The sequence below is a fragment of the Shewanella mangrovi genome (assembly GCF_000753795.1).
Classification (GTDB): Bacteria; Pseudomonadota; Gammaproteobacteria; order Enterobacterales; family Shewanellaceae; genus Shewanella; species Shewanella mangrovi.
Genome location: NZ_JPEO01000008.1, coordinates 50,905 through 77,117 on the forward strand (window position 1 = coordinate 50,905; position 26,213 = coordinate 77,117).

The window sequence follows — 26,213 nt, forward strand, 5'->3', positions numbered from 1 at the left end:
ATCACAACAGGTTAGGAGTCCCCAACCGGAACGTGACCAGTGTAATCTACCAGATTTCATAAAAAGAGATCTAGATCACATACAAGGGGTTATTTAAGTTACGAATCCATCGAGATCTGATTTGCGCAAAATTTGTGATTAAGGCTAAAAAATCAGCGAAGAGTGATTAATGTAAATCGAGGCTGATCCCCGCTTGCTCTGATGTAGCAAGCGCATGCTGGTTGATAAAAAGATTAGCAATCGCCACTAATTTGCCATTCACCAATAACATCGGCATTCGATTTCTTAACCAAGTGGGTACCTTGGTTTCCTGCCAGATCTTTTTCAGTTCACGTCCTTGTTGACGCCAATGTGGATGGCAACGCGTACTGCCTAGCAACGAGAAACAAATCTCGACTTGCCCCTGTAATAACGCTGGATTAAGACGAGGGCCCTGCTGAACAACAACACTCGCTAGCGCCTGCCAAGGTGCCGGCATCGCAAGACGCAATTGACCAGCGCGTAGCGCTGCAGATTGCGCGTCACTCAATACAATTGTTGCTGCGGCAGGAGGCAATGGTGGGACGATATAGAGCGCGTCATTAAAACGACGATACTGGTAACCTCCGAAGGTTAGCATCACGCTGGCATCATCAGCAGCGCTGAACAACTGCTGCAGCAATTGCTGTAGCTGAATTTGTGAAGGCGGCGCGATACATTGCTGTGCAATAAAAGTCCGCACCAGTTGCCGTTGCCAAGCATCGGAGAACGCGGTCAGTGGCGCTAAAGGCAAAATGGGCTGCCCGGTAAACTCACACGCTGACAAAATGGGCGCAATTTTTTCGAGCGCAATTTCATCTAACAGCTGCTGCTGCTCAGCGCAGAGTGTAGCACTGCGACTCGCGGTTTCGGCAAAGGCAGGCCAACGCTGCTTCAACATAGGAATAATGTCTTGTCGCAGAAAATTCCGATCATAGCGCGTATCAAGATTGCTATCGTCATCAACATAATCGAGCGCCAACGCTTGGACCGCTTGCTCAATCTCACTGCGGCTGACGTTCAGCATGGGACGCAATTGCCAACAACGTGAAGAAAATGGTTGCACCGCCCCCATTGCAGCCAAGCCTTTTGGTCCCTGCCCACGCTTAAGTGCCAGCAACACAGTTTCTAATTGATCGTCTTGATGATGGGCGGTGAGTAATATGTCATTGGCTTGCATCAAAGAAGCTAACGCCTGATAACGTTGCTTACGCGCTTCTGCCTCAATGCTCATACCAGCACTGGTATCGACATCAACGGCCAGCACTCGACCATCGAGTTGGTACACCCGTGCACTCGCCATACAATGCTGCGCCCAAGTATCCGCTTGGCGATTTAAACCATGATGCACATGCACTAAATGCACCTGACTACGCCATTCTGGTGCCTGACGAACAAACAGCGACAAGGCGTAAGCCAGCAACGCAGAATCCATACCACCGCTGAAACCTAGCCAAATATGCTGCGGCGGCTGCGGCAAAGACGCGATCAGCCGTTGCATTTCAGCAATGATACGATCGGTCAGCGCACGGCTCATTCGAATAGGATCCGCACGCGGCCGGTGCCCAACATACTTTCCAATGCGAGCATCAACTCATCAGACGGATTAACCCGCCAGTCATCGCCCATTTTAAATCGGGCCTTGGCTTGTGGCTGACGATAATCAATCACCAGCGGTACCGAACCACTGCGCCAAGGTTCAACAGTTTGCTGCAAGTTGCCCAACCATTGTGGCGAGACTTTATCCGCATCCAGCGTCAACTCCAGCGCGGAGGCAAAGTGATTGCGCGCTTCACTTATATCGATGATGTTGCGCGCCGTCATGCGATTCCCACCGGAAAAGTCATCAAAGCTCACCTCTCCTTCGCAAATCAAAATCCGGTCTTGCTGTATAAGCTCTGCATATTTTTCAAAGGCTTCGGTAAACAGCATCACTTCCAAGCGAGCGCTCTTATCATCTAAGGTCAGCAGTCCCATTTTGGAACCACGTTTGGTGGTCATGACTCTTGTGGCCACCACCAAACCTGCAACCTTAACGGTTTTACCGCGTTCGGTAGGATGCACATCCTTCAAACGGCCACTAGTGTATTGTTTCAGCTCGGTCAAATATTGGTTAATTGGGTGACCTGTCAGATACAAGCCCAGCGTTTCACGCTCCCCTTCCAACCAAATTTTATCTGGCCAAGGTGCACACTCAACAAACTGCTGTTTGACGTCGTCAGGATCATCATTGAGCAAGCCAAACATGTCGTCTTGCCCCAAGGCTGCCGCTTTTGCATGCTGATCAGCCGCCTTGAGCGCTTCAGGTAGCGTCGCCATCATCGCAGCACGATGTGGTCCTAAACCGTCAAGTGCCCCTGCACTAATCAAACGCTCAATTACCCGCTTATTCAGTTTTTTCAGATCGACGCGGGCGCAAAAATCAAACATATCTTTGAATGGGCCGGATTTACGCGCTTCAATAATCGCCTCTACAGGCCCCTCACCAACACCTTTGATGGCACCGATGCCATAGACAATATTCAATTCATCATCGACGGTGAATTTAAACAAACCTTTGTTCACATCGGGCGGGATGATTTTTAGCCCCATGCGATCACATTCATCGACCAAGGTGACGATTTTGTCGGTGTTATCCATATCCGCCGACATTACCGCCGCCATAAACTCAGACGGATAGTGGGTTTTCAACCACAATGTTTGATAAGACACCAGCGCATAGGCGGCGGAGTGCGATTTGTTAAAGCCGTAACCGGCGAACTTTTCCACCAAGTCGAAGATTTTCATCGCCAGTTCAGGGTCAACGCCCTGACTTTCAGCACCGGCGCGGAAGGTACCACGCTGCTTGGCCATCTCTTCTGGCTTTTTCTTACCCATCGCCCGGCGCAGCATGTCCGCGCCACCTAGGGTGTAACCGGCCAGCGCCTGTGCAATCTGCATTACCTGTTCTTGGTAAACAATAACGCCGTAGGTGGGTTCCAGGATCTCTTTCAAACACTCATGTTCAAAGTCAGGGTGCGGATAAGCGACCTTGGCTTGACCGTGTTTACGGGCAATAAAGTCATCCACCATGCCCGATTCCAGCGGCCCCGGACGGAACAGCGCCACCAGTGCGATCATATCTTCGATGTTATCGGGCTGCAGACGCTTAATCAGGTCTTTCATGCCGCGCGATTCGAGCTGGAACACCGCGGTAGTCTCGTAGCGCTTCAACATGCGGAACGATGCTTGGTCAGCCAAATCAATCGCCGCAATATCGATAGGTGGTTTGCCTTCGCGCGCTTGCCGTGGGTTGATCATATCCAGCGCCCACTCGATGATAGTCAGCGTACGCAAACCCAAGAAGTCAAACTTCACCAGACCGGCGTATTCCACGTCACCTTTATCGAACTGAGTTACCGGGTTTTTACCTTCCGAGTCACACAGTAGCGGGCTAAAGTCGGTGATGGTGGTCGGCGAAATTACCACGCCCCCGGCGTGCTTACCGGAGTTACGCGTCACGCCTTCGAGTTTGCGACACATATCGATAAGGTCGCGCACCTCTTCATCGGCCTCATACGCCTCGGGCAGCGCGGGTTCGGCCGCAAACGCTTTTTCCAGCGTCATGCCTGGTTCAGCAGGGATCATCTTAGAGATGCGATCGACAAAGCCGTATGGATGACCGAGCACACGGCCCACGTCACGAATAACCGCTTTGGCCGCCATGGTACCGAAAGTGATAATCTGCGATACCGCATCACGTCCATACATATCAGCCACGTGGTCAATCACCTCATCGCGGCGGTCCATACAGAAGTCGACGTCGAAGTCGGGCATCGATACCCGCTCAGGGTTCAAGAAACGTTCGAACAGCAAGTCATATTCGAGCGGATCAAGGTCGGTAATTTTTAGCGCATACGCCACCAAAGAGCCCGCACCCGAACCACGGCCCGGCCCTACCGGAATGCCGTTGTCTTTGCCCCATTGAATAAACTCCATCACAATGAGGAAGTATCCGGGAAAGCCCATCTGGTTAATTACGCCGAGCTCGCGATCCAGCCGCGCATCATATTCCGGGCGCCTTTCTAGCCGTACCGCTTCATCGGGATACAAAAACGCTAAGCGCTCTTCCAAACCGATTTTGGAGCGATGCACCAGATAATCCTCAGTCGACATGTCGCCAGTAGGAAAGTTAGGCAGGAAGTATTCGTGCAAGCGCACGGTAACGTTACAACGTTTAGCAATCTCTACCGTGTTGTGCAGCGCTTCTGGAATATCCTCAAATAGCGCGCACATCTCTTCTTCTGACTTAAAATACTGCTCGGCGCTGTATTTCTTTGGGCGGCGCGGATCGGCGAGCGTAAAACCATCATGGATCGCCACGCGGATTTCGTGCGCATCAAAATCCTCTTTGCGCATAAACACCACTTGGTTAGTTGCCACCACAGGCAAACCGTGACGCTCGGCCAAATCAACTGCAAGATGCAGATAGCGCTCTTCATCAGGACGACCGGTGCGCAGTAATTCGAGATAATAACGGTCTTTAAAATGCTGCTCGTAAAAGCTCAACAGCTCTTCCGCTTGTTGATTGTTACCTTTAAGCAGCGCACGGCCAACATCACCGTCTTTACCGCCAGAAAGCAGCAACACCCCTTCATTGTGCTCAATGAGCCAATCACGGTCGATTGCCGCACGATCACGCACATAACCACGCAGATAAGATTTACTGGTGAGCTGAGTGAGGTTTTGATAGCCCTCATTATTCATTGCCAGCGCAGTTAAACAGTAGAACTCGTCTTCATCCCCCGGTACCACCACCCACAAATCGATGCCGATTAATGGCTTCAAACCATTATCTTGAGCGCCGCTATAAAACTTGACCAAACCACACATGTTGTTCTGGTCAGTGATAGCAACTGCTGGCATATTTTCGCTCACAGTCTTAGAGATGATGGGTTTCACCTTAGCCAGACCATCGGTCATGGAGAAATCACTGTGTACCCGAAGGTGAATAAAACGAGGTTCGGTCATTCGAATATCTGCTTGTTTTTGAATGAATGATGTTTGGCAAAAACGCCGGCATATGCCGCTATGCTACCGCAAGCGGCACGAAGAACAACTGCTTTTATGCCAAACCGAGCGCTTGACGGACAGGTTTAAAACTACGGCGATGTTCTGCTAATACACCATGCTGCGCGATGGCTTCAAAATGAGCCTTGGTGGGGTAACCTTTGTGCTGAGCGAAGCCAAACTGAGGATAAAGCTTATCTAGCGCTTCCATTTCACGATCGCGGGTAACTTTGGCGATAATGGATGCAGCGCTAATAGCCGCAACTAAACCGTCGCCTTTTACGATAGCATCGGCGGCAATACCGGCAAAATCAGGGGTACGGTTGCCATCAACCAGTATACGTTGAGGCGTGATACTCAAGCCTGCAACTGCGCGTTGCATCGCCAGCATAGTGGCATGAAGAATATTTAGTTCATCGATTTCCGCCGGAGACGCGCGGCCGACACTATAGGCCAAGGCGTTTTCAATAATCACATCGAACAGCGCATCGCGCTTTTTATCACTGAGTTTTTTAGAATCGTTCAGTCCGGCAATTGGCCGATTCGGATCTAAAATCACCGCCGCAGTTACCACATCGCCCACCAGTGGACCGCGCCCTACTTCATCAACACCGGCCACAATACCTTGCTCCAACATCACAAGTTGCTCTGCGGATATTTGCTTATAAATGGCCATGTCTTAACGTTCCTTTTCCGTTTGACAATTAAGCAAAGCAACAACCGCATCAGCCGCTTTTTCACTGGCATTTTGCTTCAACAATTGATGCAAGTCGGTGAAAGTTTGTTGCAACGGTCGAGGGTCGTTATTGAGCTGCTTAGTAACTTCATCCGCTAAACGCTCAGGATTGCATTCATGTTGAATCAACTCGGGCACCAATTCGCGTCCTGCAAGCAAGTTAGGCAGCGAGAAGTGGCGAATTTTAATCATCAGCTTGGCAATTTGGTAGGTGATAGGACTCACACGATAGCCAACGACCATTGGCCGCTTAACTAACATCGCTTCTAAGGTCGCAGTCCCCGACGCCAATAAAATGCAGTCAGCAGCGGCCATCACTTCACGAGAATGACCATCAATGAGACTAATCTCCAGATCGGGCGCATATTGCTTTAAAGCGGCAACATATTGCTCACGACGCTTAGCATTGACGAGTGGCGTAACAAACTTAATGTCAGGGAAGCGCTGCCTAATCTTCAAAGCTGCTTCTAGGAATGGCTGTGCCAACATGCCCATTTCACCGCCACGAGAGCCAGGCAAAATGGCTAAGTACTCGGCGTCGACATCAAGCCCCAATGCGGTTCTCGCAGCTATTTTATCTGATTCGAGTGGAATATCGTCTGCCAGGGTATGACCAACAAATGTACAAGGCACCTGATGTTGATCGTAAAACGCTTTTTCAAAAGGCAATAACGCCAGCACCATATTGGTTGCCTTGGCAATTTTGAAAATACGTTTCTGCCGCCAAGCCCATACTGATGGGCTGACGTAATGCACGGTTTTAATGCCCTGCGCTTTGAGTTTGAGCTCAAGACCAATATTGAAGTCCGGCGCATCAATACCGATAAAGCAATCTGGCTGTAGCGCCGAGATTTGCTCAACCAAGGACGCACGGATCTTAAATAAGCGCGGCAAGTGCGCGAGCACCTCGGCAATGCCCATCAGCGACAACTCTTCCATCGCAAACAGTGATTCAAAGCCTAAGGCTTCCATGCGCGGGCCACCGATACCGATAAAGCGAGCATCTGGATAACGTTGCTGCAACTGAGCGACTAAGCCGGCACCTAAAATATCGCCGGAGACTTCTCCGGCGACCATGGCAAATACTTTTGGCTGGATTGACTCGGTCATATCAGCGAATAATGCCTCGTTGTGATGACGTGACGAAATCAATAAACAGCTTCACCTGTTCATCATTGGCAATATCGTCTTGCAATGCCGCCACAGCTTCATCTACGGTCATACTGCTACGATATAACGCTTTATAGGCGCGACGCAGCGCTTGAAGGCTTTCTTTAGAAAAACCGCGACGCTTCAAGCCTTCAAAATTAAGACCTCGTGGTGATGCCGCTTGGCCTGATGCCATCACAAATGGTGGTACATCCTGCAGCACCAAACTAGCCCCTGCGGTAAAGGCGTGGGCGCCAATATGGACAAATTGATGCACACCGGTCATGCCGCCCAAAATTGCCCAATCATCCACCTTACAGTGACCAGCAATAGACGCATTGTTTGCCATGATGACGTTATTGCCCACCACGCAGTCGTGGGCTACGTGTACATAGGCCATCAGCAGGTTATTGGAACCAATTTTTGTCAGTCCTTCATCTTGTACTGTGCCGCGATGAATAGTGACTGATTCACGAATCACGTTATTGTCACCGATCTCTAACCGCGTTGCTTCACCGGCATACTTCTTGTCTTGGCACTCTTCACCGACAGAGGCAAATTGGAAAATTTTATTGCCTTTACCGATGACAGTTGGACCTTTGACGACCACATGGCTGCCAATCCAACAGTCATCACCAATAACGACATCCGCACCAATATAGGTCCATGGACCAATGGTGACATTCTTTCCTATCTGAGCATCCGAATGGACAATAGCGGTCTCATGAATCACTTACGAATCTCTCTACGGGCACACATGATTTCAGCGGAACAAGCCAGTTCACCATCGACGCTTGCTTCACCATAAAACACGCCAATTCCTCGGCGTTCTTTGATCATTTTCACATCGAAACGCAATTGATCACCTGGGCCAACAACACGTTTGAAGCGCGCGTTATCGATACCGGCGAAGTAATACAGTACGTTTGGCGATGGTTTGTCACTCATTGTTTTAAATGCCAGCAGACCTGTAGCCTGTGCCATTGCTTCAAGAATTAACACGCCAGGCATAACAGGCTGGATCGGGAAATGCCCTTGGAAAAAGGGTTCATTGATAGTGACGTTCTTGATTGCTGTTAAGGTTTCACCCGGTGTAAAGTCAATCACGCGGTCGACCAGCAAAAATGGATATCGGTGTGGCAAAAACGCCAGAATTTCCTGAATATCCATAGTATTCAATTCATTCGACATGAATTAATCCTCAAACCGTTTTTACGGCGTTATTATTCTTTCGGTGTTACCGACTTTTCCAACTTACGTACACGCGTGAACAGTTCGTCCAACTGACGGAATCTCACGGTGTTTTTACGCCAAAGTCGATTATCCATTGCTACTGTAGCAGATGAGTATAGACCAGGCTCTTTAACGTCGTTGGTGATATTGGTGCCACCGGATAAGTGCACACCATCGGTAATGGTCAAGTGACCGGAAATCGCACAAGCTCCGCCAATAATGCAATGACGCCCAATCGTCACGCTGCCAGCTAAAACTGTACATCCTGCAATAGCAGTATTTTCCCCAATAATATCGTTATGCGCGATTTGCACCTGATTATCGATGATACAACCATCGTGAATCTCAGTATGCTCTAACGCTCCACGGTCAACTGTTGTACCGGCACCGATTTCAACACGATTGCCAATACGCACACCGCCCGTTTGCGGAATTTTGATCCAAGTACCGCGTTCATTGGCGTAACCAAAACCATCAGAACCAAGCACGGCACCGGAATGAATGATACACGCTTGTCCCATGTGCACGTTGTGATACAGCGTCACGTTCGCCCACAAGATGGAGTCAGAGCCAATAATACAATGCTGACCGATGACCGAACCGGCACCGATTTGGACGTTCTCGCCAACCACAACATTAGCTCCAATCACTGCATTTGCTGCGACTGCAACCCCTTGCCCCAATTTAGCGCTCGGGTCGATTATCGCTGACGGATGAATATTCTCCGCCGCTTTTGGCGTGCTATCTAATAGTTGCGCAGTACGAGCAAACCCCACATAGGGGTCTGACGCAATCAACGCATTGCCTGTGTATGATTCAGCCATGTCGGCTTTCAAGATCACCACTGAGGCTTGCGTTGCTTCCAGCTGCTGTTTCAATTTGGGGTTAGACAGAAACGCCACCTGACCGGCAGCGGCACTTTCTAAAGGTGCAACAGAGGAAACAGTGATATCACCATCTCCTCGCAATTCTGCGCCCAAATGTTCAGCGAGCTGTTTTAGTGAAACAGCTTTCATCAATTACTGACCTTTGCTCAGCGCTTCTACCACTTTGTTGCTGATATCAGCTTCTGGCTTAACGTAGATAACTGCACCGCGTTGCAGCACCATGTCGTATTGATCTTGCTTAGCGATATCGTTAATCGCTTTTTGCACTTTAACCAGCAGTTTGTTCTGCTCTTCGCCCTGACGACGACGCAGGTCTTCATCCAATGCCTTACCTTTCAGTTGCAGATCTGCTTTGGTTTGTTCCATCTTACGACCCAGCTCAGTTTTTTGAGCTTCAGTCATCAAGGCCGCATCACGTTGCTGCTTTTCCATCATGCCTTTCAGATCGTCTTGCATTTTCTGAACTTCAGCCATACGGTCACCGAATTCAGCTTTCAATGCATTGGTCATCTGCTCACGCTGTGGGATCTGTTGGAACACAGTGCCCATATCCACTACAGCTAGCTTTTCTGCTTGAGCAGCAAGAGGCGCACCCGCCAACATCATAGACACCAGAGCGCCATTTACTATCTTTTTCAAAATCAAACTCCTTGTTAGGATTCAGCAATGCTGCCGAGTTTATGTGTTTTAGAATGTTTTGCCAATATTGAAGGAGAAGATCTCCATGTCGTCGTCTTCGTAACTCTTAATTGGCCAAGCGAGGCTGAATACCATTGGGCCCATAGGTGAAAGCCATTGAACACTCATCCCCCAGGATGCCCGAATTCGATTTGCATCACTGTAATCTGCTAACTGAGCATACTGATCGGCAGGCAAATATTCATACAAGCTGTAGTCAAATTCAGTATCCCAAACGTTACCAGCATCGACAAAGAAGCTGGTACGTACGGAATTACTATAGGCCTCATCTAAGAATGGGGTCGGTACAATTAACTCAGCACTTGCTGTCGCGAGCGCGTTACCACCGATTGAACGGTTACTACGCACATACACGTTGTTTAAGTCGCCAGGCAATGAACAACTATCGCCCGATGCATCAGGTGAACATGCTTGCGGATCACGCGTAACGTAAAACGCACGAGGTCCTACCGAGTTAGACTTAAAGCCACGCAGATAGCTGCTGCCACCTGTGTAATAGTTTTCCCAGAACGGCAAGATCTGGTCATTGCTATTGTACTTACCATAGCCGTTGGCATATGCCAGACGAGCACGGGTCAGGAATACAAAGCTGTGCGAACGGTTGATTGGGAAGTAGAAGCTAGTTTCAAAGTCTGTCTTGAAGAATTGCAGATCAGAGCCTGGAACCGTCATGCGTCCATTCCAACGCTGTGAGTTACCGTCTGTTGGGAAGGTACCACGGTCAAGCGTAGAACGAGACCAACCTAAACTCAGTTCAAAGTTATCAAAACTCAAGCTACTGCTTGGGTCGGCACTGTTGCGATACAAATTATAGAAACGCAATGCTTGCTGATAACCAGATACATCTGAAATTTCGTTATGGCGGTAGCCTAAACCAACACTAACACGGTTGTATTCGTTGATAGGGAAGCCCAAAGTTGTGGCCACCCCATAGGAGTTATTCTTATAACGCTCCAGATAAGCGTTGTTGGCGTCAAACGCACTCCAGTACACAGAACCACCTAAACTCACACCATCTTTGGTGAAGTAAGGGTCGGTGTATGACAAGTTAACGCTCTTCTGATAACGGTTAGTGTTCAGCGTAATCCCCGCCTGGTTACCAGTACCCAAGAAGTTGGACTGCTGAATACCAAACTGTAGGCTCATACCTGAGTAGCTACCGTAACCAATACCGGCGTTGAACGAGCCTGATGGTTGCTCTTTCACTTTAAACTGCACATCAACCAAATCGTCTGCACCAGGCACTGGCACAGTTTCAGTATCAACTGTTTCAAAGTAACCCAGACGGTTCAAACGCGCTTTTGATACTTCGACCAAGGCATCGTTTAACCAAGCACCTTCCATTTGACGCAATTCACGACGCATCACTTCATCAGCGGTGACTGTGTTACCGGTGAAGTTAATACCACGCACGTATACACGTTTACCTGGTTTGATGTTGATGTTAAGGGTGACTTCTTTGGTCTTATCATCAATTTCTGGGTAGGTTTTCACCTCTGGATTAGCGTAACCAAAACGGCCGAGGTACTTGCTGTACATCTCTTCGGTAAAGGTGACGTCTGCACCGTTATACTGCACACCAGATTTTAGCGGCAGAATGGTCTTCAATACATTTTCACGGCCCTGCAGGTCACCGGTAAGGTTAATCTCTTTAACCTTGTACTGCTCACCTTCTTTAACGTTGACAGTGATATACAAGCCCTTACGATCAGGGGTCATAGACACCTGAGTGGAGGTCACTTCAAAACGGATATAACCATTATTGTGATAGAAGGTTTCTAAGCTTTCGAGGTCAGCCTGCAGCTTTTGTTTTTGGTAACGACGTTCACCGAACAGATTCCACCAAGCTACATAGTCTTTCAGCTCCAGCAGGTTAGCCAGTTCTTCGTCGGTGTAGTGTTCATTACCCACAAAGTTAATCTGACGAATTTCGGCGGCTAAACCTTCAGTAAACTTAAACTTCAACTCGACACGGTTACGTGGCAGGTTAATCACTTGCGCTTCAACTTTAGCGCCGTATTTACCGACACCGTAGTAGAAGTCTTGTAAGCCTTTTTCAATATCAGCCAACATGGTGCGGTCAAGCGATTCACCCACTTTCACGCCGCTGCTATCTAAGCTTTCCTGCAGCTGTTCATCTTTAATATCTTTGTTGCCATCAAAACTAATAGCACTGATGGTCGGACGTTCACGCACGTCAATAATGAGCACGTCCCCGTCGCGAGCAACTTGCACATTCTCAAAGTTACCCGATGCATACAAGCTCTTGATTGCCTGTTGTAGTTTCACTTGGTCGATGATATCGCCAACTTTGACGGGCAAATTCAACAAGGCCGCACCTAAGGCGACACGTTGTAATCCTTCAACCTGGATATCCGCAACTTTAAAAGGCTGGAAAGTGTCGGCCCATCCATTCCCTGAAAAAGCGGCGCCGACCAGTAACATAGAGGCAAAAAGTTTATTTAATCGCATAGAGCACTTCTAATTATTTGTCAGTCCTTGCTCAGAGTCGGGCAAAATCATTGAACAGGGCGATGCTCATCATCACTAACAGCAACGCCGCCCCAAATCTGAATCCAATTTCCTGAATCCGCTCGGAAACAGGCTTACGGGTGATCACTTCGATGAAGTAATACAACAGGTGTCCACCGTCTAATACAGGTAAAGGCAACAGGTTAATAATCCCGAGGTTTACACTGATTAGCGCAAGAAAACCCAAAAAATATACTAGGCCGATATCGGCACTGCTGCCCGCACCCTGGGCAATTGATATCGGGCCACTAAGACTTTTAACAGATACGTCCCCGGTAAACAATTTAGCAATCATCTTGGTACTGACGACGGCCAATTGCCAGGTTTTATCTGCAGCCATAGCAACCGCTTCTACAGGTCCATACTGTAGATCGACTTTCATGTTTTCTGGCCATTCCGGCAATTTAGGCGCAACGCCAATAAAGCCTTCCATGGAGCCATTATCACTTTGACGCGCATCAGGCACTATGGTCAGTTGTTGTAACTGCCCTTGGCGCGATACTGTCAAAGAAATAGTTTGATTAGGAGATGCTTTAATTAAATCGACAAAACTTTGCCAATCTTCAAACGCAGCTCCGTTAATATCTTGGATAACATCACCGATGCGCAATCCCGCTTTTTCTGCCGCACTGTCTTTGTTAACAACCGCTATCTCGGGTACAAGATTGGGACGGTATGGCACCAACCCCAGCGTGGTAATAGGTGATTGCTTGTCGGGATCAAATGACCAGCGACGTATATCGAGCTGAACGGTTTTGCCTGCTGACGTATCAACATCGCTAGGTTCTGAGAGATCAGAAACCGGTGCTAACGTCAGCGACAGCGAAGACTCGCCGATATGACTGACCAAGGCTAAACTCACCTCTTCCCAGTTACGCACCGCTTGGCCTGACACCGCGATAATCTGTTGCGGTTTGTCAACCTGTAGCACCGCTGCCGGTGAATTAGCACTGACACTTTGCACCACTGGTTTAACGGCTGGTAGCCCCAGTAGATACATAAAATAGAGTGCAATAATCGCGAAGATAAAATTAGCAATCGGCCCCGCGGCGACTATCGCAATACGCGCCCAAACACTTTTACGGTTGAATGCCTGCTCGACTTGTTCTGCTGGTACATCTTCAACTCGCTCGTCCAGCATTTTGACGTAGCCGCCAAGCGGGATCATACCAATGACATATTCAGTGCCATCTTTACCCACGCGACGCCACAAGGATTTACCAAAGCCAACAGAAAAACGAAGTACTTTTACGCCGCACCGACGTGCGATGTAGAAATGGCCGAACTCATGGGCAGTAATCAAAATACCCAGCAGTACGACAAAAGCAGCTACATTGCGTAAAATTTCAATCATCTATTGTTATCAATCCTCAACTAACCTGAGTAATAAATTCATTCGCGTAACAACGCGTTTGCTCATCGAGCGCTAGGATATCAGCTATCGAATCCAGAGGCGATTGCGGCACAATATTTAAGCAGTGCTCGTTCACTCTTACGATATCGGTAAAACCTATTTGCCCGGCGAGGAATGCCGCAACAGCGATTTCATTCGCCGCATTCACCACTGTCGTTGCCTCTTGGCCACGACGGCTAGCTTCCATCGCCAACGCCAAACAAGGGAAGCGTTGAAAATCAGGCTCAAAGAAGCTCAATTGTCCGACTTTGAAAAAGTCTAAAGGTTCCACGCCGGGGCGAATTCTTGTCGGATAGGCCATACAATGCGCAATTGGTGTCCGCATATCGGGATTACCGAGTTGTGCCAGTACACTGCCATCGCAATATTGCACCATGGAATGGATAACACTTTGAGGGTGAATAACAACCTGAATCTGCGCATCGGTAGCATTGAATAACCAACGCGCTTCAATATATTCCAAGCCCTTATTCATCATGGTGGCGGAGTCGACCGAGATCTTAGGCCCCATCGACCAATTCGGATGTTTAATGGCTTGAGCCGGCGTCACATTCGCCAACGACGATAGCTCAGCCGTTAAGAATGGCCCACCAGAACCAGTCAGCAAGATTTTACTGATCCCAGAAGCGGCTAAATCACATTTCCCCAACGTTTGTTGCGCTTCAATAGAAAGACATTGAAATATTGCGTTGTGCTCACTATCAACCGGCAGCAGCGTTGCGCCGTATTCAGCCACCGCATCAATAAACAGACGGCCCGACATCACTAACGCTTCTTTGTTAGCAAGCAGCACGCGTTTACCGGCTTTTACTGCCGCTAGCGTTGGCTGCATACCTGCTGCACCTACGATGGCGGCCATTACAGTGTCTACTTGTGAGCTGGAGACCAAAGACACTAACTCATCAGCACCTGAAGTAACCTCAATATCAAGATGCGCAATACGTTGAGCAAGCGCTAGAGCCGCTGGAGCATGCACCATATGAGCGACTTTAGGCCGATGTAACTCACAGAGCTCCACCATTTTGTCGACATTCGTATTTGCCACCAGCGCATACACACTATATTGCGCTGAATTTTGGGCAATCACATTTAATGTGCTTGTTCCAATCGAGCCAGTGGCACCAAGGATCACCATCGATTGCATATGGGTTACATCCAAAAAGCGAGATAGAGAAGTGCGAATACCGGTAATGCGGCGGTCAGACTATCGATACGATCGAGAACGCCACCATGTCCCGGAAGAATTGTACCGGAGTCTTTAATCTTAGCGACACGCTTGAACATACTTTCGGAAAGATCGCCCAGAGCCGAGGCTAACGCCGTAATCAAGGTGACTGCGGTAACCAATTTCCATTCCTGCTCAGGAGAAAAATACATGACGCCGGCAACAACGATCAGCGTAGTGAGTAAACCACCGAATAAACCTTCGACGGTTTTTCCAGGGCTAACGCGTGCAATCAATTTAGTTTTACCAAAGCGCTTACCTGCGAAATAGGCGCCAGAGTCAGCCGCCCAAACCACTAGCAATACCAGTAACAATAAGGTACCGCCCATGTATGGGTTCGCCTCACTATCAAGCGCCTTGATGGTCGTAAATCCAGCAAAACATGGTAGTAAGGTCAGTTGGCCAAACATCGACTTCAACATATGGTTGCCTTGCCACCAACGGCTGCTATTGGGGAAAAACACCACTAACAGCAACGCAACTAACCACCAGAATGCGCCCAAAAACAGTAACGCCAACATAACCGGATGGATATGGCCGCGTAGCCAAATGTTATCGGCAGGTACAATAAAATTGAGTGCTATCAGTACGGCGGCAATCGTGGCGGTGAAGCTCCACTTAGTCACCTGGCAACTTGGGTCAATAATGCGTCCCCATTCCCTAGCTGCGATAGCAAAAACTGGTACTAATACCCATGAGAAATAGAATGGCGGGAGATAAAAAATAGCTCCCAAAACGAGTGGGATCAACCAAATTGCGGTTATTATACGTTGTTTTAGCAAAAGATTTCCTCTTAAAGGCCTTGCTTGCTTTTTATCGTTTCAATCTGTTTTCCGGTGAGGCCAAAGCGACGTTGACGGCTATTAAAGGTTTGTATCGCCTCTTTGAAAGTCTGCTCGTCAAAGTCGGGCCATAGCGTATCGGTAAACACCAATTCGGCATAGGCCACTTGCCATAGCACAAAATTGCTAATTCTAAAGTCACCGCCCGTACGTATCATTAAATCAACTTCGCACTGATTGTGCATGCTTAAATGCTGACTTAAGGCCTCTTCAGTGAACTGTTCGCTGTCTATTTCACCAGCCGCGAGCTGATCGGCCATTTTTTTGGCCGCCTGAAGTATATCCCAACGTCCGCCATAGTTTGCCGCAACGTTTAAAATTAATCCTTGATTGTCGGCAGTTTGCGCTACGGCTTTGTCAATTTGACGTTGTAGGCGTTCAGAAAAACGACTGGTGTCGCCAATAATATTCAGGCGCACGCCGTTCTTTTGCAGAGTTTTGATATCGCGTTGTAGCACAGTAAGAAACAGTTCCATCAGCAAGCTGACTTCTTTATCTGGACGGCGCCAGTTCTCACTTGAAAATGCAAAAAGCGTCAGGGATTTAATCCCGATTTTACGTGCCATACTGACCGTACGACGCACCGCTTTAACGCCCTCTTTGTGCCCAAGCACACGAGCTTTGCCACGCGACTGCGCCCAACGACCATTGCCATCCATAATGATGGCAACATGGTTGGGGATATTTTGGTTGACCAGATCGCACAGGTTTTCTGGCAACTGTTCAGATGTCTGAATTTCCGAGCTTGGTAATGCTTCAGCTACGGTCTCCATGTTGGATGACATCGACTTCAAATCCCTCATAAAAGAAAAACGCCGCGTAGTATAACGCTACACGGCGCTTTAAAACCAGTTTAACAAAGCAATATCAAACTTCCATCAGTTCTGCTTCTTTAGCAGCCAACAGATCATCTACTTGCTTAATGAATTGGTCAGTAATTTTTTGAATTTCGTCTTCGCTACGACGTACATCATCTTCAGTGCACTCTTTTTCTTTTTCGAGCTTTTTCACTTCAGAGTTTGCATCACGACGTACGTTACGGATGGCGATACGGCCGTTTTCCGCTTCTGCGCGTACAACTTTCACAAGATCGCGACGACGCTCTTCAGTCAGTGCAGGCAAAGGAATGCGGATGGTAGCGCCAGCAGACATTGGGTTCAGGCCTAAGTCTGAGCTCATGATCGCTTTCTCAACCGCTTGGGTCATAGTGCGGTCAAACAGATTTACTGCCAGAGTGCGACTATCTTCAACAGAAATGTTACCCACCTGCTTCAGCGGTGTCATAGTGCCGTAGTAAGAAACCTGAATGGAATCCAACAAAGCAGGATGTGCACGACCGGTACGAACTTTTGACATCTGTCCTTTGGTCGCATCTACACATTTTTCCATGCGGGTTTTCGCATCTTTTTGAATGGTTTCAATCACGTTAGAGTTCCTTTAATTAATATCTGTTACCCAGCTTTTACCAGAGTTCCCTCTGTGGAATCCCCCATGATAACTCGACGAAGCGAGCCGGGCTTATTCATGTTGAACACCAGAATATTCATATTATGGTCGCGTGCTATGGTGAACGCAGCCAAGTCCATCACTTTCAGTTCTTTATCCAACACTTCATCATAGGTCAGACAATCGTACTTAGTCGCGTCAGGATTTTTCATCGGATCGTCGGTGTAGACCCCATCAACCTTGGTGCCTTTTAACACGACTTCAGCTTCAATTTCAATGCCACGCAAACATGCTGCGGTATCTGTGGTAAAGAAAGGATTGCCGGTACCAGCAGAGAAAATTACCACACGACCAGATTTCAGCAAGCTAATTGCTTCCGCCCAATTATACGCGTCACATACGCCGTTAAGCGGAATAGCTGACATCAAACGCGCATTCACATACGCACGGTGCAGAGCATCACGCATCGCTAAGCCATTCATTACTGTGGCCAGCATGCCCATGTGGTCGCCAACAACGCGGTTCATGCCCGCCTTAGCCAAACCTTCCCCACGGAAAAGGTTACCACCACCGATGACCACACCAACTTGAATACCGAGCTCCACCAACTCTTTAATTTCCTGCGCCATACGATCCAGTACTTTTGGATCGATGCCGAACCCTTCTTCACCCATCAGGGCTTCGCCACTTAATTTTAATAGGATACGTCTAAAGGCTGGTTTTGGATTGGTACTCATATTTTTCGGTCCTAGTCATAATAAGACCGCAGCAGTTGCCGCGGTCTTGAATATTGAAAAAAGCGTTGATTAAGCCTTTTTAGAAGCTGCGATTTGAGCAGCTACTTCAGAAGCGAAGTCTTCTTCTTTTCTCTCAATACCTTCACCCACTTCTAAGCGGATAAAGTTAGTCACTGAAGCGCCTTTCTCTTTCAGGAATTCGCCAACAGTCTTCTTAGGTTCCATGATGAATGGCTGACCGGTCAGAGAAACTTCACCGGTGAACTTCTTCATACGGCCTTCAACCATCTTCTCAGCGATTTCTTTTGGCTTGCCTTCGTTCATGGCGATTTCAACCTGAACTTCACGTTCTTTAGCCACAACTTCAGCAGGTACGTCTGATGGGTTAATGAACTCAGGCTTAGAAGCCGCAACGTGCATTGCAAGATGCTTCAGAGTTTCTTCGTCAGCGTCACCAGCAACCACGACACCGATACGGTCGCCGTGGCGATAAGATGCAACGTTTTCACCGTCCATGTACTCAACACGACGTACGTTGATGTTTTCACCGATCTTAGCAACCAGTGCAACACGCGCTTCTTCAAACTGTGCTTTCAGGTCTTCAACGGTCACTTTACCAGCAGCAGCCACTTCCAGAACTTCGTTAGCGAAGGCCAGGAAGTTACCATCTTTAGCTACGAAGTCAGTTTGGCAGTTAACTTCCAGCAGAGCGGTGAAACCAGCACCTTGCTTGATCAGGATGGTACCTTCAGCAGCGATGTTACCGGCTTTCTTGGCAGCTTTGGCAGCACCGCTCTTACGCATGTTTTCAATTGCCAGCTCGATGTCGCCGTCAGTTTCGGTCAACGCTTTTTTGCAATCCATCATGCCTGCGCCGGTACGGTCGCGCAGTTCTTTAACTTGGGCAGCAGTAATTGCCATTGTTAAATCCTCAATTGATAATTCGAAAAAGTTACCATGAATACTTATAAAACAGGGGCCAGTAGCGGCCCCTGTTAACCAAAGCATTTTGGTTAATAAGGGAGACGTATTACATCAACCTTATTATTCAGCTTCGATGAAAGCTTCTTCAGCTTGAACAGCCAAGTCCTGACCACGGCCAGAGTTAACTGCTGCAGCAACAGTGTCAGCATACAGGCGGATAGCGCGCATTGCGTCGTCGTTACCTGGGATAACATAATCAACACCAGCTGGAGTTGCGTTAGTATCCACAACAGCTACAACTGGGATACCCAGGTTGTTAGCTTCTTTAATCGCGATGTGTTCATGGTCAGCACCGATAACGAAGATCGCATCTGGCAAACCGCCCATGTTTTTGATACCGCCCAAAGATTTTTCAAGCTTTTCCAATTCGCGGCTGCGCATCAGAGCTTCTTTCTTGGTCAGTTTGTCAAAAGTACCGTCTACAGATTGAGTTTCCAGATCTTTCAGACGCTTGATTGACTGACGAACGGTTTTCCAGTTAGTCAGCATACCGCCTAACCAGCGCTTATCAACGTAGAACTGTTCACAAGAAATTGCAGCTTCTTTAACAGCTTCGCTTGCTGCACGCTTGGTGCCTACAAACAGAATTTTGCCTTTTTTAGAAGCAGTGTTGCTCAAGAAAGCCAAAGCTTCGTTGAACATTGGCACAGTGTGCTCCAGGTTGATGATGTGTACACCGTTGCGAGCGCCGAAGATGAAAGGTTTCATCTTAGGGTTCCAGTAACGGGTTTGGTGACCGAAGTGTACACCGGCCTGCAGCATATCGCGCATAGAAACTGTAGTCATTTTCAATACCTTAAAGTAAAGGGGTTATACCTCCACGTATCCCATGAATCCGACCTAAAAAGGCACCCCGGAACATGTGTCGACACGTGTGTGATTTCGTATTTAATTCATTTGCCATATAATGGCCGCCATCTTTCACTCAGTTTAGGCTCAGCTTGAGGAAACTTCCGCTGCTTGAGACACTAAATTCCGAGTCAAATCTAACGGCGCGCTTTATACCATAATTAGCCCTAAAAGACAAACCTAAAACTGGTTTACTTTCGCCGCAGGTTTTGCCTTCGGATTTCGAACATGTGAATTTAACTTACTATTATTCAAGACAAAATTCCGTCAAACACTGACGAATCGAGAGTTATTATGAGTATCACAATTAAAACTGCTGAAGAAATTGAAAAAATGCGCGCGGCGGGCAAACTCGCCGCCGACGTACTAGAAATGATCGCCCCCTTCGTAAAACCCGGTGTCACCACCAACGAGCTCGACGAGCGCTGCGCTAAATTTACCGAAGCTGCGGGCGCGATCTCTGCGCCGCTGGATTACCATGGTTTCCCGAAATCTATCTGTACTTCAATCAATGAAGTGGTTTGCCACGGCATTCCCTGTGACCGTCAACTCAAAGAAGGTGACATCATCAATATGGATATCACCGTAATTAAAGATGGCTATCACGGTGATACTTCAGCCATGTTTTTAGTCGGCGATGTCACACCAAAAGACAAGCGCCTATGCCGTATCGCCCAAGAGAGTCTGTACGCGGCGATTCGAAAAGTACGCCCGGGCATGCAACTGGGTGAAATTGGTACCACCATCGAGAAGTTCGTTAAAAACAGCAAAAGCGGCGTAGATAAATTCTCTATCGTGCGTGACTATTGCGGTCATGGCATTGGTGCAGGTTTCCACGAAGAGCCACAAGTAGTTCACTATCGCAATAATGATCGCACCATTTTGCGCCCAGGCATGTGCTTTACTATTGAACCCATGATTAACGCAGGTCGTTACCAAACTGTATTGAATCAAGAAGATGGCTGGACTGTATCTACCGCCGATGGTAAAAAATCAGCGCAGTGGGAACACACATTGCTTATCACCGACACAGGTGTTGAAGTACTGACACTACGTAGTGACGAAGATTTCCCACGCATCATCAACCACAACTGATGTCAGCTATTGAAGGATCATAATGAGTAACGCACAAGCGGTTAAAGCCTCACTCAACGAGCATTTACAGTCCCTGAGCCAACGATTTGTCGCCAGAGAAAAGATTAGCGAATTAGTGAAGGAGCGAACCCGCTTTGTCGATGAGTTACTCATTGAACATTGGCATCAGGCCGGATTGGTGCATGATGCCATCGCGTTAATCGCCGTGGGTGGCTATGGCCGGGGCGAACTCCTGCCCCATTCCGATATCGACTTGTTGTTTTTGGTTCCTCCCGTATTAACGGCGGATGAGGAAGCTAAACTTACCCAGTTTATCGCATTTCTATGGGATACCGGTCTGGAAATTGGGCACAGTGTCAGAACATTAGAGCAGACGCTGGAACATGGTCGCGATGACATTACTATCGCCACCAACTTACTTGAAGCACGGCTACTCGCGGGCCCAGAATCGGCCTTTGACGTGCTCTATGACAAAATCCGCGAGCATGATTTTTGGCCATCAAGCTTATTTTTTCAGGCCAAACGTGATGAGCAGCGGCAGCGTCACGCCAAAGCTAACGCCTTTGATTTAGAACCTAATATCAAGACCTGTCCCGGCGGACTGCGAGACATTCAAACCGTCGCTTGGGTGGCCATCCGTCATTTTAATGCTGCGAACCTTACTGAACTGGTGGCCCATGACTTCCTCGAACCGCTGGAACTTGACGAGTTATTAGAAAGCCAAAGCTTTCTTTGGGAACTCAGATTTGCGCTGCACATGATTGCTGGCCGTGATGAGAACCGCTTGTTGTTTGATCTACAACGACAAGTGGCGGAGATGATGGGCTACAAAGATGCCACTCAGCTTGCCGTTGAGCAAATGATGAAACGCTATTACCGCACGGTAAGACGCATCATGGAGCTCAATGAGATGTTGTTACAGCTGTTTAAACGCGCCACCTTGGGCGACACTCATGCGTTAGAAATTCAGCCTATCGATGAGCTTTATCAGCGCCGTGGGCGCTTCTTAGAAGCGTTAAGCCCCGATATTTTCAAAAAGCCCAAAGAGATTATTCGGCTGTTCTTGTACGCGGCACGCAACTCTAATATTCAGGGCATTTACGCACCGACACTACGTGCGCTACGCAATGCCCGCCGTCAGTTAGTACAACCGCTGATGGAGCGCGCCGATTGTCGTAAGGTGTTGATGGAAATACTTAAACACCCTCGTGGTATTTTCGCCTTTTCCTTGATGCACAAACACGGCATTTTATCCGCCTATCTGCCCGCATGGCGTGCAATTGAAGGCCAGATGCAGTTTGATTTATTCCACGCCTACACAGTGGATGAGCATACCCATCGCCTACTGCTCAATATCGATAAGTTTTCTCAGCAAGAGCAACGAGATGAATTTCCGTTAGGTGCGATACTGATCAACCAACTCCCCAAAAAAGGCTTATTAGTATTAGCGGCAATTTTTCATGATATCGGCAAAGGTCGCGGTGGCGACCACAGCAAACTTGGCGCCGTTGATGCGCTAGAATTTTGCCAACTGCATGGTTTAAATAGCCATGATGGCCGTCTCGTCAGTTGGCTGGTTGAAAACCACCTCACCATGTCGATTACCGCGCAGCGGCGCGATATTTCCGATCCTGATGTCGTCGCAGACTTTGCCGATAAAGTACGCGATGCCTCTCACCTCAGCTATCTTTATTGCCTAACTGTCGCCGATATCTGCGCCACCAACGAACATACATGGAACAGTTGGAAAGGCTCATTACTGAGAGATCTTTATTACTCTGCCCAACGGGTGTTGGCGCGGGGTAAGGAAAAGCCAGTGGATATTCGTGGCCGCGTGCGCGAACACCAGGCGAAGGCAAAAAAAGACTTGTTACGTCGGGGTATAAAAGAGAAAAACCTCGACGAATTGTGGCACCGTCTGCGCGCTGATTATTTTTTACGCTATCAGCCGACCCAAATTGCCTGGCACGCAGAAGCGATTATTAAACATCGCGAAGATACGCCGTTGGTGCTGATTTCTAAACATATGACCCGTGGCGGCACCGAACTTTTCATTTACTGCAAAGACAGACCAAAATTATTTGCTACCGTGATGGCCGTACTGGACAACAAAAATATAAATGTTCACGATGCCGGCATCATGATGACTAAAGACAACTACGCATTCGACAGTTTTGTCATTCTTGAGCAAGACGGTAAACCTGTCTCACAGTTGTCACGTATTCAAAGTATTCGCAAAGCGTTAGAAAAAGCCTTAGCAGACGTGCCTAAAATGCCAAAATTCCGTAAAATGGCGCGCATTATGAAGCCATTTAGTGTGCCGACGCAGGTAAGCTTCATTCCGAGCAAGCGCCAACGCGCAACCATGATGGAATTAATAGCGCTCGATGCGCCAGGCTTGTTGGCTAAAGTCGGCGAAACCTTCTATCGCTGTGGCTTTACACTGCAATCAGCCAAAATCACCACCATTGGTGAACGGGCGGAAGACTTTTTCATCTTACAAACAGAGGAAGGCAAAGCTCTGGACGAACTCCAGCAGCAACAATTGCAGGAAGCATTAGTAACAACTTTATCCAATCAACCCACTCAATAAAGATTTTAGGGAGAACACAATGGAGGCTTTACGCCAACGTATTGAGGCGGCTTTTGAAGCCCGCGCGACAATCAGCCCTGCGACTGTAGACGCAACACTGAAAGCTGATGTCGAAAAAGTCATTGATATGCTGGATCGTGGCGAAGTGCGCGTTGCCGAAAAGATCGATGGGGAATGGCATGTTAATCAATGGCTGAAGAAGGCGGTATTGCTTTCATTCCGTATTTTCGACAACGCCGTTGTGGAAGGTGCAGAAACCAAGTACTTCGATAAAGTACCAATGAAGTTTGCTGATTACGATGACGCACGTTTCCGTGAAGAATCTATTCGCGTGGTACCACCAGCAGCAGCACGTAAAGGCTCATTTATCGCCAAAAACACCGTGCTGATGCCATCATACGTTAACCTAGGCGCCTACGTTGATGAAGGCACTATGGTTGACACTTGGGCAACCGTTGGTTCATGTGCGCAAATTGGTAAAAATGTGCACTTGTCTGGTGGTGTTGGTATCGGTGGTGTTTTAGAACCACTGCAAGCTGGCCCAACCATCATTGAAGATAACTGCTTTATCGGCGCCCGCTCTGAAATCGTAGAAGGCGTTATCGTTGAAGAAGGTTCAGTGATCTCAATGGGCGTATATATTGGTCAAAGCACCAAAATTTACGACCGCGAAACTGGCGAAGTTCACTATGGTCGCGTACCAGCTGGTTCAGTCGTCGTCTCAGGTAACCTGCCGTCTAAATGCGGTAAGTACAGCTTGTACGCTGCGATTATCGTGAAGAAAGTTGACGCTAAGACTCGTGGTAAAGTCGGCATCAACGAACTGCTGCGCATCGTGGACTAATCGTTGATTAGCCCCGCATAAACACTAAAAAAGCCAGTCTGCAATCAGATTGGCTTTTTTGTATCACAAACCGCTAAACACTATTCCGCTAGCAACTCCCGGGCGTTAGCAAGCGTGTTACTGGTAATCGTATCACCACCGAGTAGCCGCGCTAACTCTTCAATACGTTGTTCACGACTTAGCGGCACCATTGAGGTTTCGGTCATACCAGCTTTACTTTGTTTAGCAACAAACATCTGCTGATGTCCACTGCCCGCCACCTGTGGTAAATGGGTAACACAAATGACTTGGGTAGAGCTTCCAAGCTGACGCAACATACGGCCAACCACCGCCGCTGTCGGCCCCGAAATCCCCACATCAACCTCATCGAAAATCAGCGTTGGCGTCGCCACTTTTTGCGAAGTGATGACTTGAATGCCTAAGCCAATACGCGATAACTCACCTCCGGACGCCACTTTCGACAAGCTGTCTAACGGCAGCCCAGGGTTAGTGCTGACTTTAAAATCAAGCGCATCACTGCCGTGTGATGACACCACCTCAGCGTCAAAATTCACCTCAATCGTAAATTTTGCTTTAGGCATGTTGAGTTCACGTATTGACTCTGTCACCAACTTATCGAGCGCTTTAGCGTGTCGCTGTCTGCTACTACTAAGCTTTTGTGCAGCTTGTTGATATTGCGCCAGATATAACCCGACTTCCGCTTGCAACTGCTCCAGTAACTCATCATTAGAATCTAATGATGTCAGCTCAACTACCAATGACTGGTGATGTTGGTAAAGCTCTTCAGGTGCCACATGATGTTTACGGCTGAGTTGCATAGCTTTCGACAACCGGCTTTCTAACTCTGCAAAATACTCTGGGTCCATCTCCAGATTGTCAGCATAATGTTGCAGTTCACTGCGGCTTTCTTGCACTTGGATCAAGGCTTCATTAAGCATGTTGTTAACGGAACCGAGCGTGTCATCATAGCTGACAAGTTCTTCAGTAATGCCCAAGACTTTATTTAGCATTGACTCAAGATTGGCATCATCATCGTCGCTCAGTAACATCAAACTCGCCTGTAAATTTTCGGCTAAAGCAGTGCTATTGGCTAAGCGTTTATGCTCATTTTCAAGCTCACTATACTCGTGTTCCCCCAGCGCAAAGTCATTTAGCTCTTCCACTTGATAGCTAAGCAACTGGCGTCTGGCATGACGCTCTTGTGCAGACTGCGCTAACTCAGCCAATTGCTGCTGTGCATGGCGTAAGTTGTGATATGACTTGGCTGCTGCTTCGATTAACAGGTTATGCCCGGCATAACTATCTAGTAACTGCAACTGCTGATCACTGCGTAACAGGGCGTGATGTGCATGCTGACCATGAATGCCGATCAACAGCGCTCCAAGCAATTTAAGCTGAGCAACAGGGACAGGATTGCCATTGATATACCCGCGAGAGCGGCCATCAGCCGTCACTGTGCGCCTTAAAATACATTCATTGTCGAGCTCAAGGTCATTATCTTCTAACCAACGTTTGGCCAACGGCACATCTGCAAGCGAAAAACGGGCACTTACTTCAGCTTTATCAGCCCCCGGACGCACAGATGCTGTGTCAGCGCGATTCCCCAGACATAAGCCCAGCGCGTCAATCGCAATGGATTTACCAGCACCCGTTTCACCGGTGATCGTGGTCATACCGGCGCTAAAATCTAACTCTAGAAACCGCACAATGGCATAATTTGTCACGCTAAGTTGGCAAAGCATAATGGCCCCCGAAGTACTGTATTGATGAACAGTATATACTGATTTTTTATACAGTAAATATGCTGTATAAATTTTTCTCAGTGTAAACGATGGAAGTTGGAATTTGGTCATCGCCGCAGGGCGATGCATGTATTAACAT

General features: G+C 48.1%; 21 protein-coding genes. 3 read left to right on the forward strand and 18 right to left on the reverse strand.

Annotated elements, in window-relative coordinates:
* Positions 1 to 166: 166 nt before the first annotated feature.
* The 17 genes from tilS to rpsB form a co-directional block, all read right to left on the reverse strand.
* On the reverse strand, positions 167 to 1,555 hold the full coding sequence (gene tilS / locus HR45_RS11860) for a tRNA lysidine(34) synthetase TilS (RefSeq protein WP_052074704.1): 1,389 nt from the start codon (positions 1,553 to 1,555) through the stop codon (positions 167 to 169).
* Positions 1,552 to 5,028 carry a DNA polymerase III subunit alpha gene (gene dnaE / locus HR45_RS11865; RefSeq protein WP_037443205.1) on the reverse strand — a complete coding sequence of 1,159 codons (3,477 nt, stop codon included), beginning with the start codon at positions 5,026 to 5,028 and terminating at the stop codon, positions 1,552 to 1,554. Before dnaE ends, tilS begins: the two co-directional genes overlap by 4 nt.
* Positions 5,029 to 5,122: 94 nt before the next feature.
* Positions 5,123 to 5,743: a ribonuclease HII gene (gene rnhB / locus HR45_RS11870; protein ID WP_037443207.1), complete on the reverse strand. Its 621-nt coding sequence runs from the start codon at positions 5,741 to 5,743 to the stop codon at positions 5,123 to 5,125.
* A 3-nt stretch (positions 5,744 to 5,746) separates the two neighbouring features.
* A complete protein-coding gene (gene lpxB / locus HR45_RS11875) occupies positions 5,747 to 6,913 on the reverse strand; it encodes a lipid-A-disaccharide synthase (RefSeq protein ID WP_037443209.1) in 1,167 nt (388 codons plus the stop codon).
* A gap of 1 nt (position 6,914) precedes the next feature.
* A complete protein-coding gene (gene lpxA, locus HR45_RS11880) occupies positions 6,915 to 7,685 on the reverse strand; it encodes an acyl-ACP--UDP-N-acetylglucosamine O-acyltransferase (RefSeq protein ID WP_037443211.1) in 771 nt (256 codons plus the stop codon).
* Positions 7,682 to 8,143 (reverse strand): 3-hydroxyacyl-ACP dehydratase FabZ, encoded by a 462-nt coding sequence (fabZ, locus tag HR45_RS11885; RefSeq protein ID WP_037443213.1) that lies wholly within the window; start codon positions 8,141 to 8,143, stop codon positions 7,682 to 7,684. The genes lpxA and fabZ overlap by 4 nt, the downstream gene beginning before the upstream one ends.
* 32 nt (positions 8,144 to 8,175) lie before the next feature.
* Positions 8,176 to 9,201, reverse strand: a complete 1,026-nt coding sequence (lpxD, locus tag HR45_RS11890) for a UDP-3-O-(3-hydroxymyristoyl)glucosamine N-acyltransferase (RefSeq protein ID WP_037443215.1) — start codon at positions 9,199 to 9,201, stop codon at positions 8,176 to 8,178.
* Positions 9,202 to 9,204: 3 nt separating this feature from the next.
* Entirely contained in the window at positions 9,205 to 9,711 is a 507-nt protein-coding gene (locus HR45_RS11895; RefSeq protein ID WP_241461115.1) for an OmpH/Skp family outer membrane protein, read from the reverse strand.
* Positions 9,712 to 9,759: 48 nt separating this feature from the next.
* Positions 9,760 to 12,243: an outer membrane protein assembly factor BamA gene (gene bamA / locus HR45_RS11900; protein ID WP_037443217.1), complete on the reverse strand. Its 2,484-nt coding sequence runs from the start codon at positions 12,241 to 12,243 to the stop codon at positions 9,760 to 9,762.
* Between the two features lie 31 nt (positions 12,244 to 12,274).
* Entirely contained in the window at positions 12,275 to 13,657 is a 1,383-nt protein-coding gene (gene rseP, locus HR45_RS11905; protein ID WP_037443219.1) for a sigma E protease regulator RseP, read from the reverse strand.
* 16 nt (positions 13,658 to 13,673) lie between these two features.
* Complete coding sequence (ispC, locus tag HR45_RS11910; RefSeq protein ID WP_037443220.1) at positions 13,674 to 14,861, reverse strand: 1-deoxy-D-xylulose-5-phosphate reductoisomerase; 1,188 nt, start codon at positions 14,859 to 14,861, stop codon at positions 13,674 to 13,676.
* A 5-nt stretch (positions 14,862 to 14,866) separates the two neighbouring features.
* Positions 14,867 to 15,724, reverse strand: coding sequence for a phosphatidate cytidylyltransferase (locus tag HR45_RS11915; protein ID WP_037443221.1), 858 nt, complete (start codon positions 15,722 to 15,724; stop codon positions 14,867 to 14,869).
* An 11-nt stretch (positions 15,725 to 15,735) separates the two neighbouring features.
* Positions 15,736 to 16,569: an undecaprenyl pyrophosphate synthase gene (uppS, locus tag HR45_RS11920; protein ID WP_037443223.1), complete on the reverse strand. Its 834-nt coding sequence runs from the start codon at positions 16,567 to 16,569 to the stop codon at positions 15,736 to 15,738.
* Between the two features lie 82 nt (positions 16,570 to 16,651).
* Positions 16,652 to 17,173 carry a ribosome recycling factor gene (gene frr, locus HR45_RS11925; protein ID WP_430742023.1) on the reverse strand — a complete coding sequence of 174 codons (522 nt, stop codon included), beginning with the start codon at positions 17,171 to 17,173 and terminating at the stop codon, positions 16,652 to 16,654.
* Between the two features lie 62 nt (positions 17,174 to 17,235).
* Positions 17,236 to 17,967, reverse strand: coding sequence for a UMP kinase (gene pyrH / locus HR45_RS11930; RefSeq protein WP_037443227.1), 732 nt, complete (start codon positions 17,965 to 17,967; stop codon positions 17,236 to 17,238).
* Positions 17,968 to 18,036: 69 nt separating this feature from the next.
* Positions 18,037 to 18,888, reverse strand: coding sequence for a translation elongation factor Ts (gene tsf / locus HR45_RS11935; RefSeq protein WP_037443229.1), 852 nt, complete (start codon positions 18,886 to 18,888; stop codon positions 18,037 to 18,039).
* A 123-nt stretch (positions 18,889 to 19,011) separates the two neighbouring features.
* A complete protein-coding gene (rpsB, locus tag HR45_RS11940) occupies positions 19,012 to 19,737 on the reverse strand; it encodes a 30S ribosomal protein S2 (RefSeq protein ID WP_037443232.1) in 726 nt (241 codons plus the stop codon).
* 357 nt (positions 19,738 to 20,094) lie between these two features.
* On the opposite strand from rpsB, the gene map reads away from it, so the two are divergent.
* Genes map through dapD form a run of 3 tightly spaced genes read left to right on the forward strand, consistent with a single transcriptional unit; the run spans position 20,095 to position 24,332 of the window.
* The gene (map, locus tag HR45_RS11945) at positions 20,095 to 20,895 is read left to right on the forward strand and encodes a type I methionyl aminopeptidase (RefSeq protein WP_037443233.1); all 801 of its coding nucleotides are present in this window, start codon (positions 20,095 to 20,097) and stop codon (positions 20,893 to 20,895) included.
* Positions 20,896 to 20,917: 22 nt separating this feature from the next.
* A complete protein-coding gene (gene glnD, locus HR45_RS11950) occupies positions 20,918 to 23,488 on the forward strand; it encodes a bifunctional uridylyltransferase/uridylyl-removing protein GlnD (protein ID WP_037443234.1) in 2,571 nt (856 codons plus the stop codon).
* Between the two features lie 19 nt (positions 23,489 to 23,507).
* Positions 23,508 to 24,332, forward strand: a complete 825-nt coding sequence (dapD, locus tag HR45_RS11955) for a 2,3,4,5-tetrahydropyridine-2,6-dicarboxylate N-succinyltransferase (protein ID WP_037443236.1) — start codon at positions 23,508 to 23,510, stop codon at positions 24,330 to 24,332.
* Between the two features lie 80 nt (positions 24,333 to 24,412).
* Here dapD and recN read toward each other — a convergent pair whose 3' ends face one another.
* Positions 24,413 to 26,074, reverse strand: a complete 1,662-nt coding sequence (gene recN / locus HR45_RS11960; RefSeq protein WP_037443238.1) for a DNA repair protein RecN — start codon at positions 26,072 to 26,074, stop codon at positions 24,413 to 24,415.
* Positions 26,075 to 26,213: the final 139 nt, after the last annotated feature.

Bases quoted from the DNA above. Each gene is read 5' to 3' on its own strand.
- lpxB (WP_037443209.1), bottom strand. From the start codon at position 6,913: ATGACCGAGTCAATCCAGCCAAAAGTATTTGCCATGGTCGCCGGAGAA.
- bamA (WP_037443217.1), bottom strand. From the start codon at position 12,243: ATGCGATTAAATAAACTTTTTGCCTCTATGTTACTGGTCGGCGCCGCT.
- glnD (WP_037443234.1), top strand. From the start codon at position 20,918: ATGAGTAACGCACAAGCGGTTAAAGCCTCACTCAACGAGCATTTACAG.
- map (WP_037443233.1), top strand. From the start codon at position 20,095: ATGAGTATCACAATTAAAACTGCTGAAGAAATTGAAAAAATGCGCGCG.
- recN (WP_037443238.1), bottom strand. From the start codon at position 26,074: ATGCTTTGCCAACTTAGCGTGACAAATTATGCCATTGTGCGGTTTCTA.
- fabZ (WP_037443213.1), bottom strand. From the start codon at position 8,143: ATGTCGAATGAATTGAATACTATGGATATTCAGGAAATTCTGGCGTTT.
- rseP (WP_037443219.1), bottom strand. From the start codon at position 13,657: ATGATTGAAATTTTACGCAATGTAGCTGCTTTTGTCGTACTGCTGGGT.
- tilS (WP_052074704.1), bottom strand. From the start codon at position 1,555: ATGAGCCGTGCGCTGACCGATCGTATCATTGCTGAAATGCAACGGCTG.
- rnhB (WP_037443207.1), bottom strand. From the start codon at position 5,743: ATGGCCATTTATAAGCAAATATCCGCAGAGCAACTTGTGATGTTGGAG.
- ispC (WP_037443220.1), bottom strand. From the start codon at position 14,861: ATGCAATCGATGGTGATCCTTGGTGCCACTGGCTCGATTGGAACAAGC.
- pyrH (WP_037443227.1), bottom strand. From the start codon at position 17,967: ATGAGTACCAATCCAAAACCAGCCTTTAGACGTATCCTATTAAAATTA.
- tsf (WP_037443229.1), bottom strand. From the start codon at position 18,888: ATGGCAATTACTGCTGCCCAAGTTAAAGAACTGCGCGACCGTACCGGC.
- dapD (WP_037443236.1), top strand. From the start codon at position 23,508: ATGGAGGCTTTACGCCAACGTATTGAGGCGGCTTTTGAAGCCCGCGCG.
- rpsB (WP_037443232.1), bottom strand. From the start codon at position 19,737: ATGACTACAGTTTCTATGCGCGATATGCTGCAGGCCGGTGTACACTTC.
- uppS (WP_037443223.1), bottom strand. From the start codon at position 16,569: ATGTCATCCAACATGGAGACCGTAGCTGAAGCATTACCAAGCTCGGAA.
- frr (WP_430742023.1), bottom strand. From the start codon at position 17,173: ATGGAAAAATGTGTAGATGCGACCAAAGGACAGATGTCAAAAGTTCGT.
- dnaE (WP_037443205.1), bottom strand. From the start codon at position 5,028: ATGACCGAACCTCGTTTTATTCACCTTCGGGTACACAGTGATTTCTCC.
- lpxD (WP_037443215.1), bottom strand. From the start codon at position 9,201: ATGAAAGCTGTTTCACTAAAACAGCTCGCTGAACATTTGGGCGCAGAA.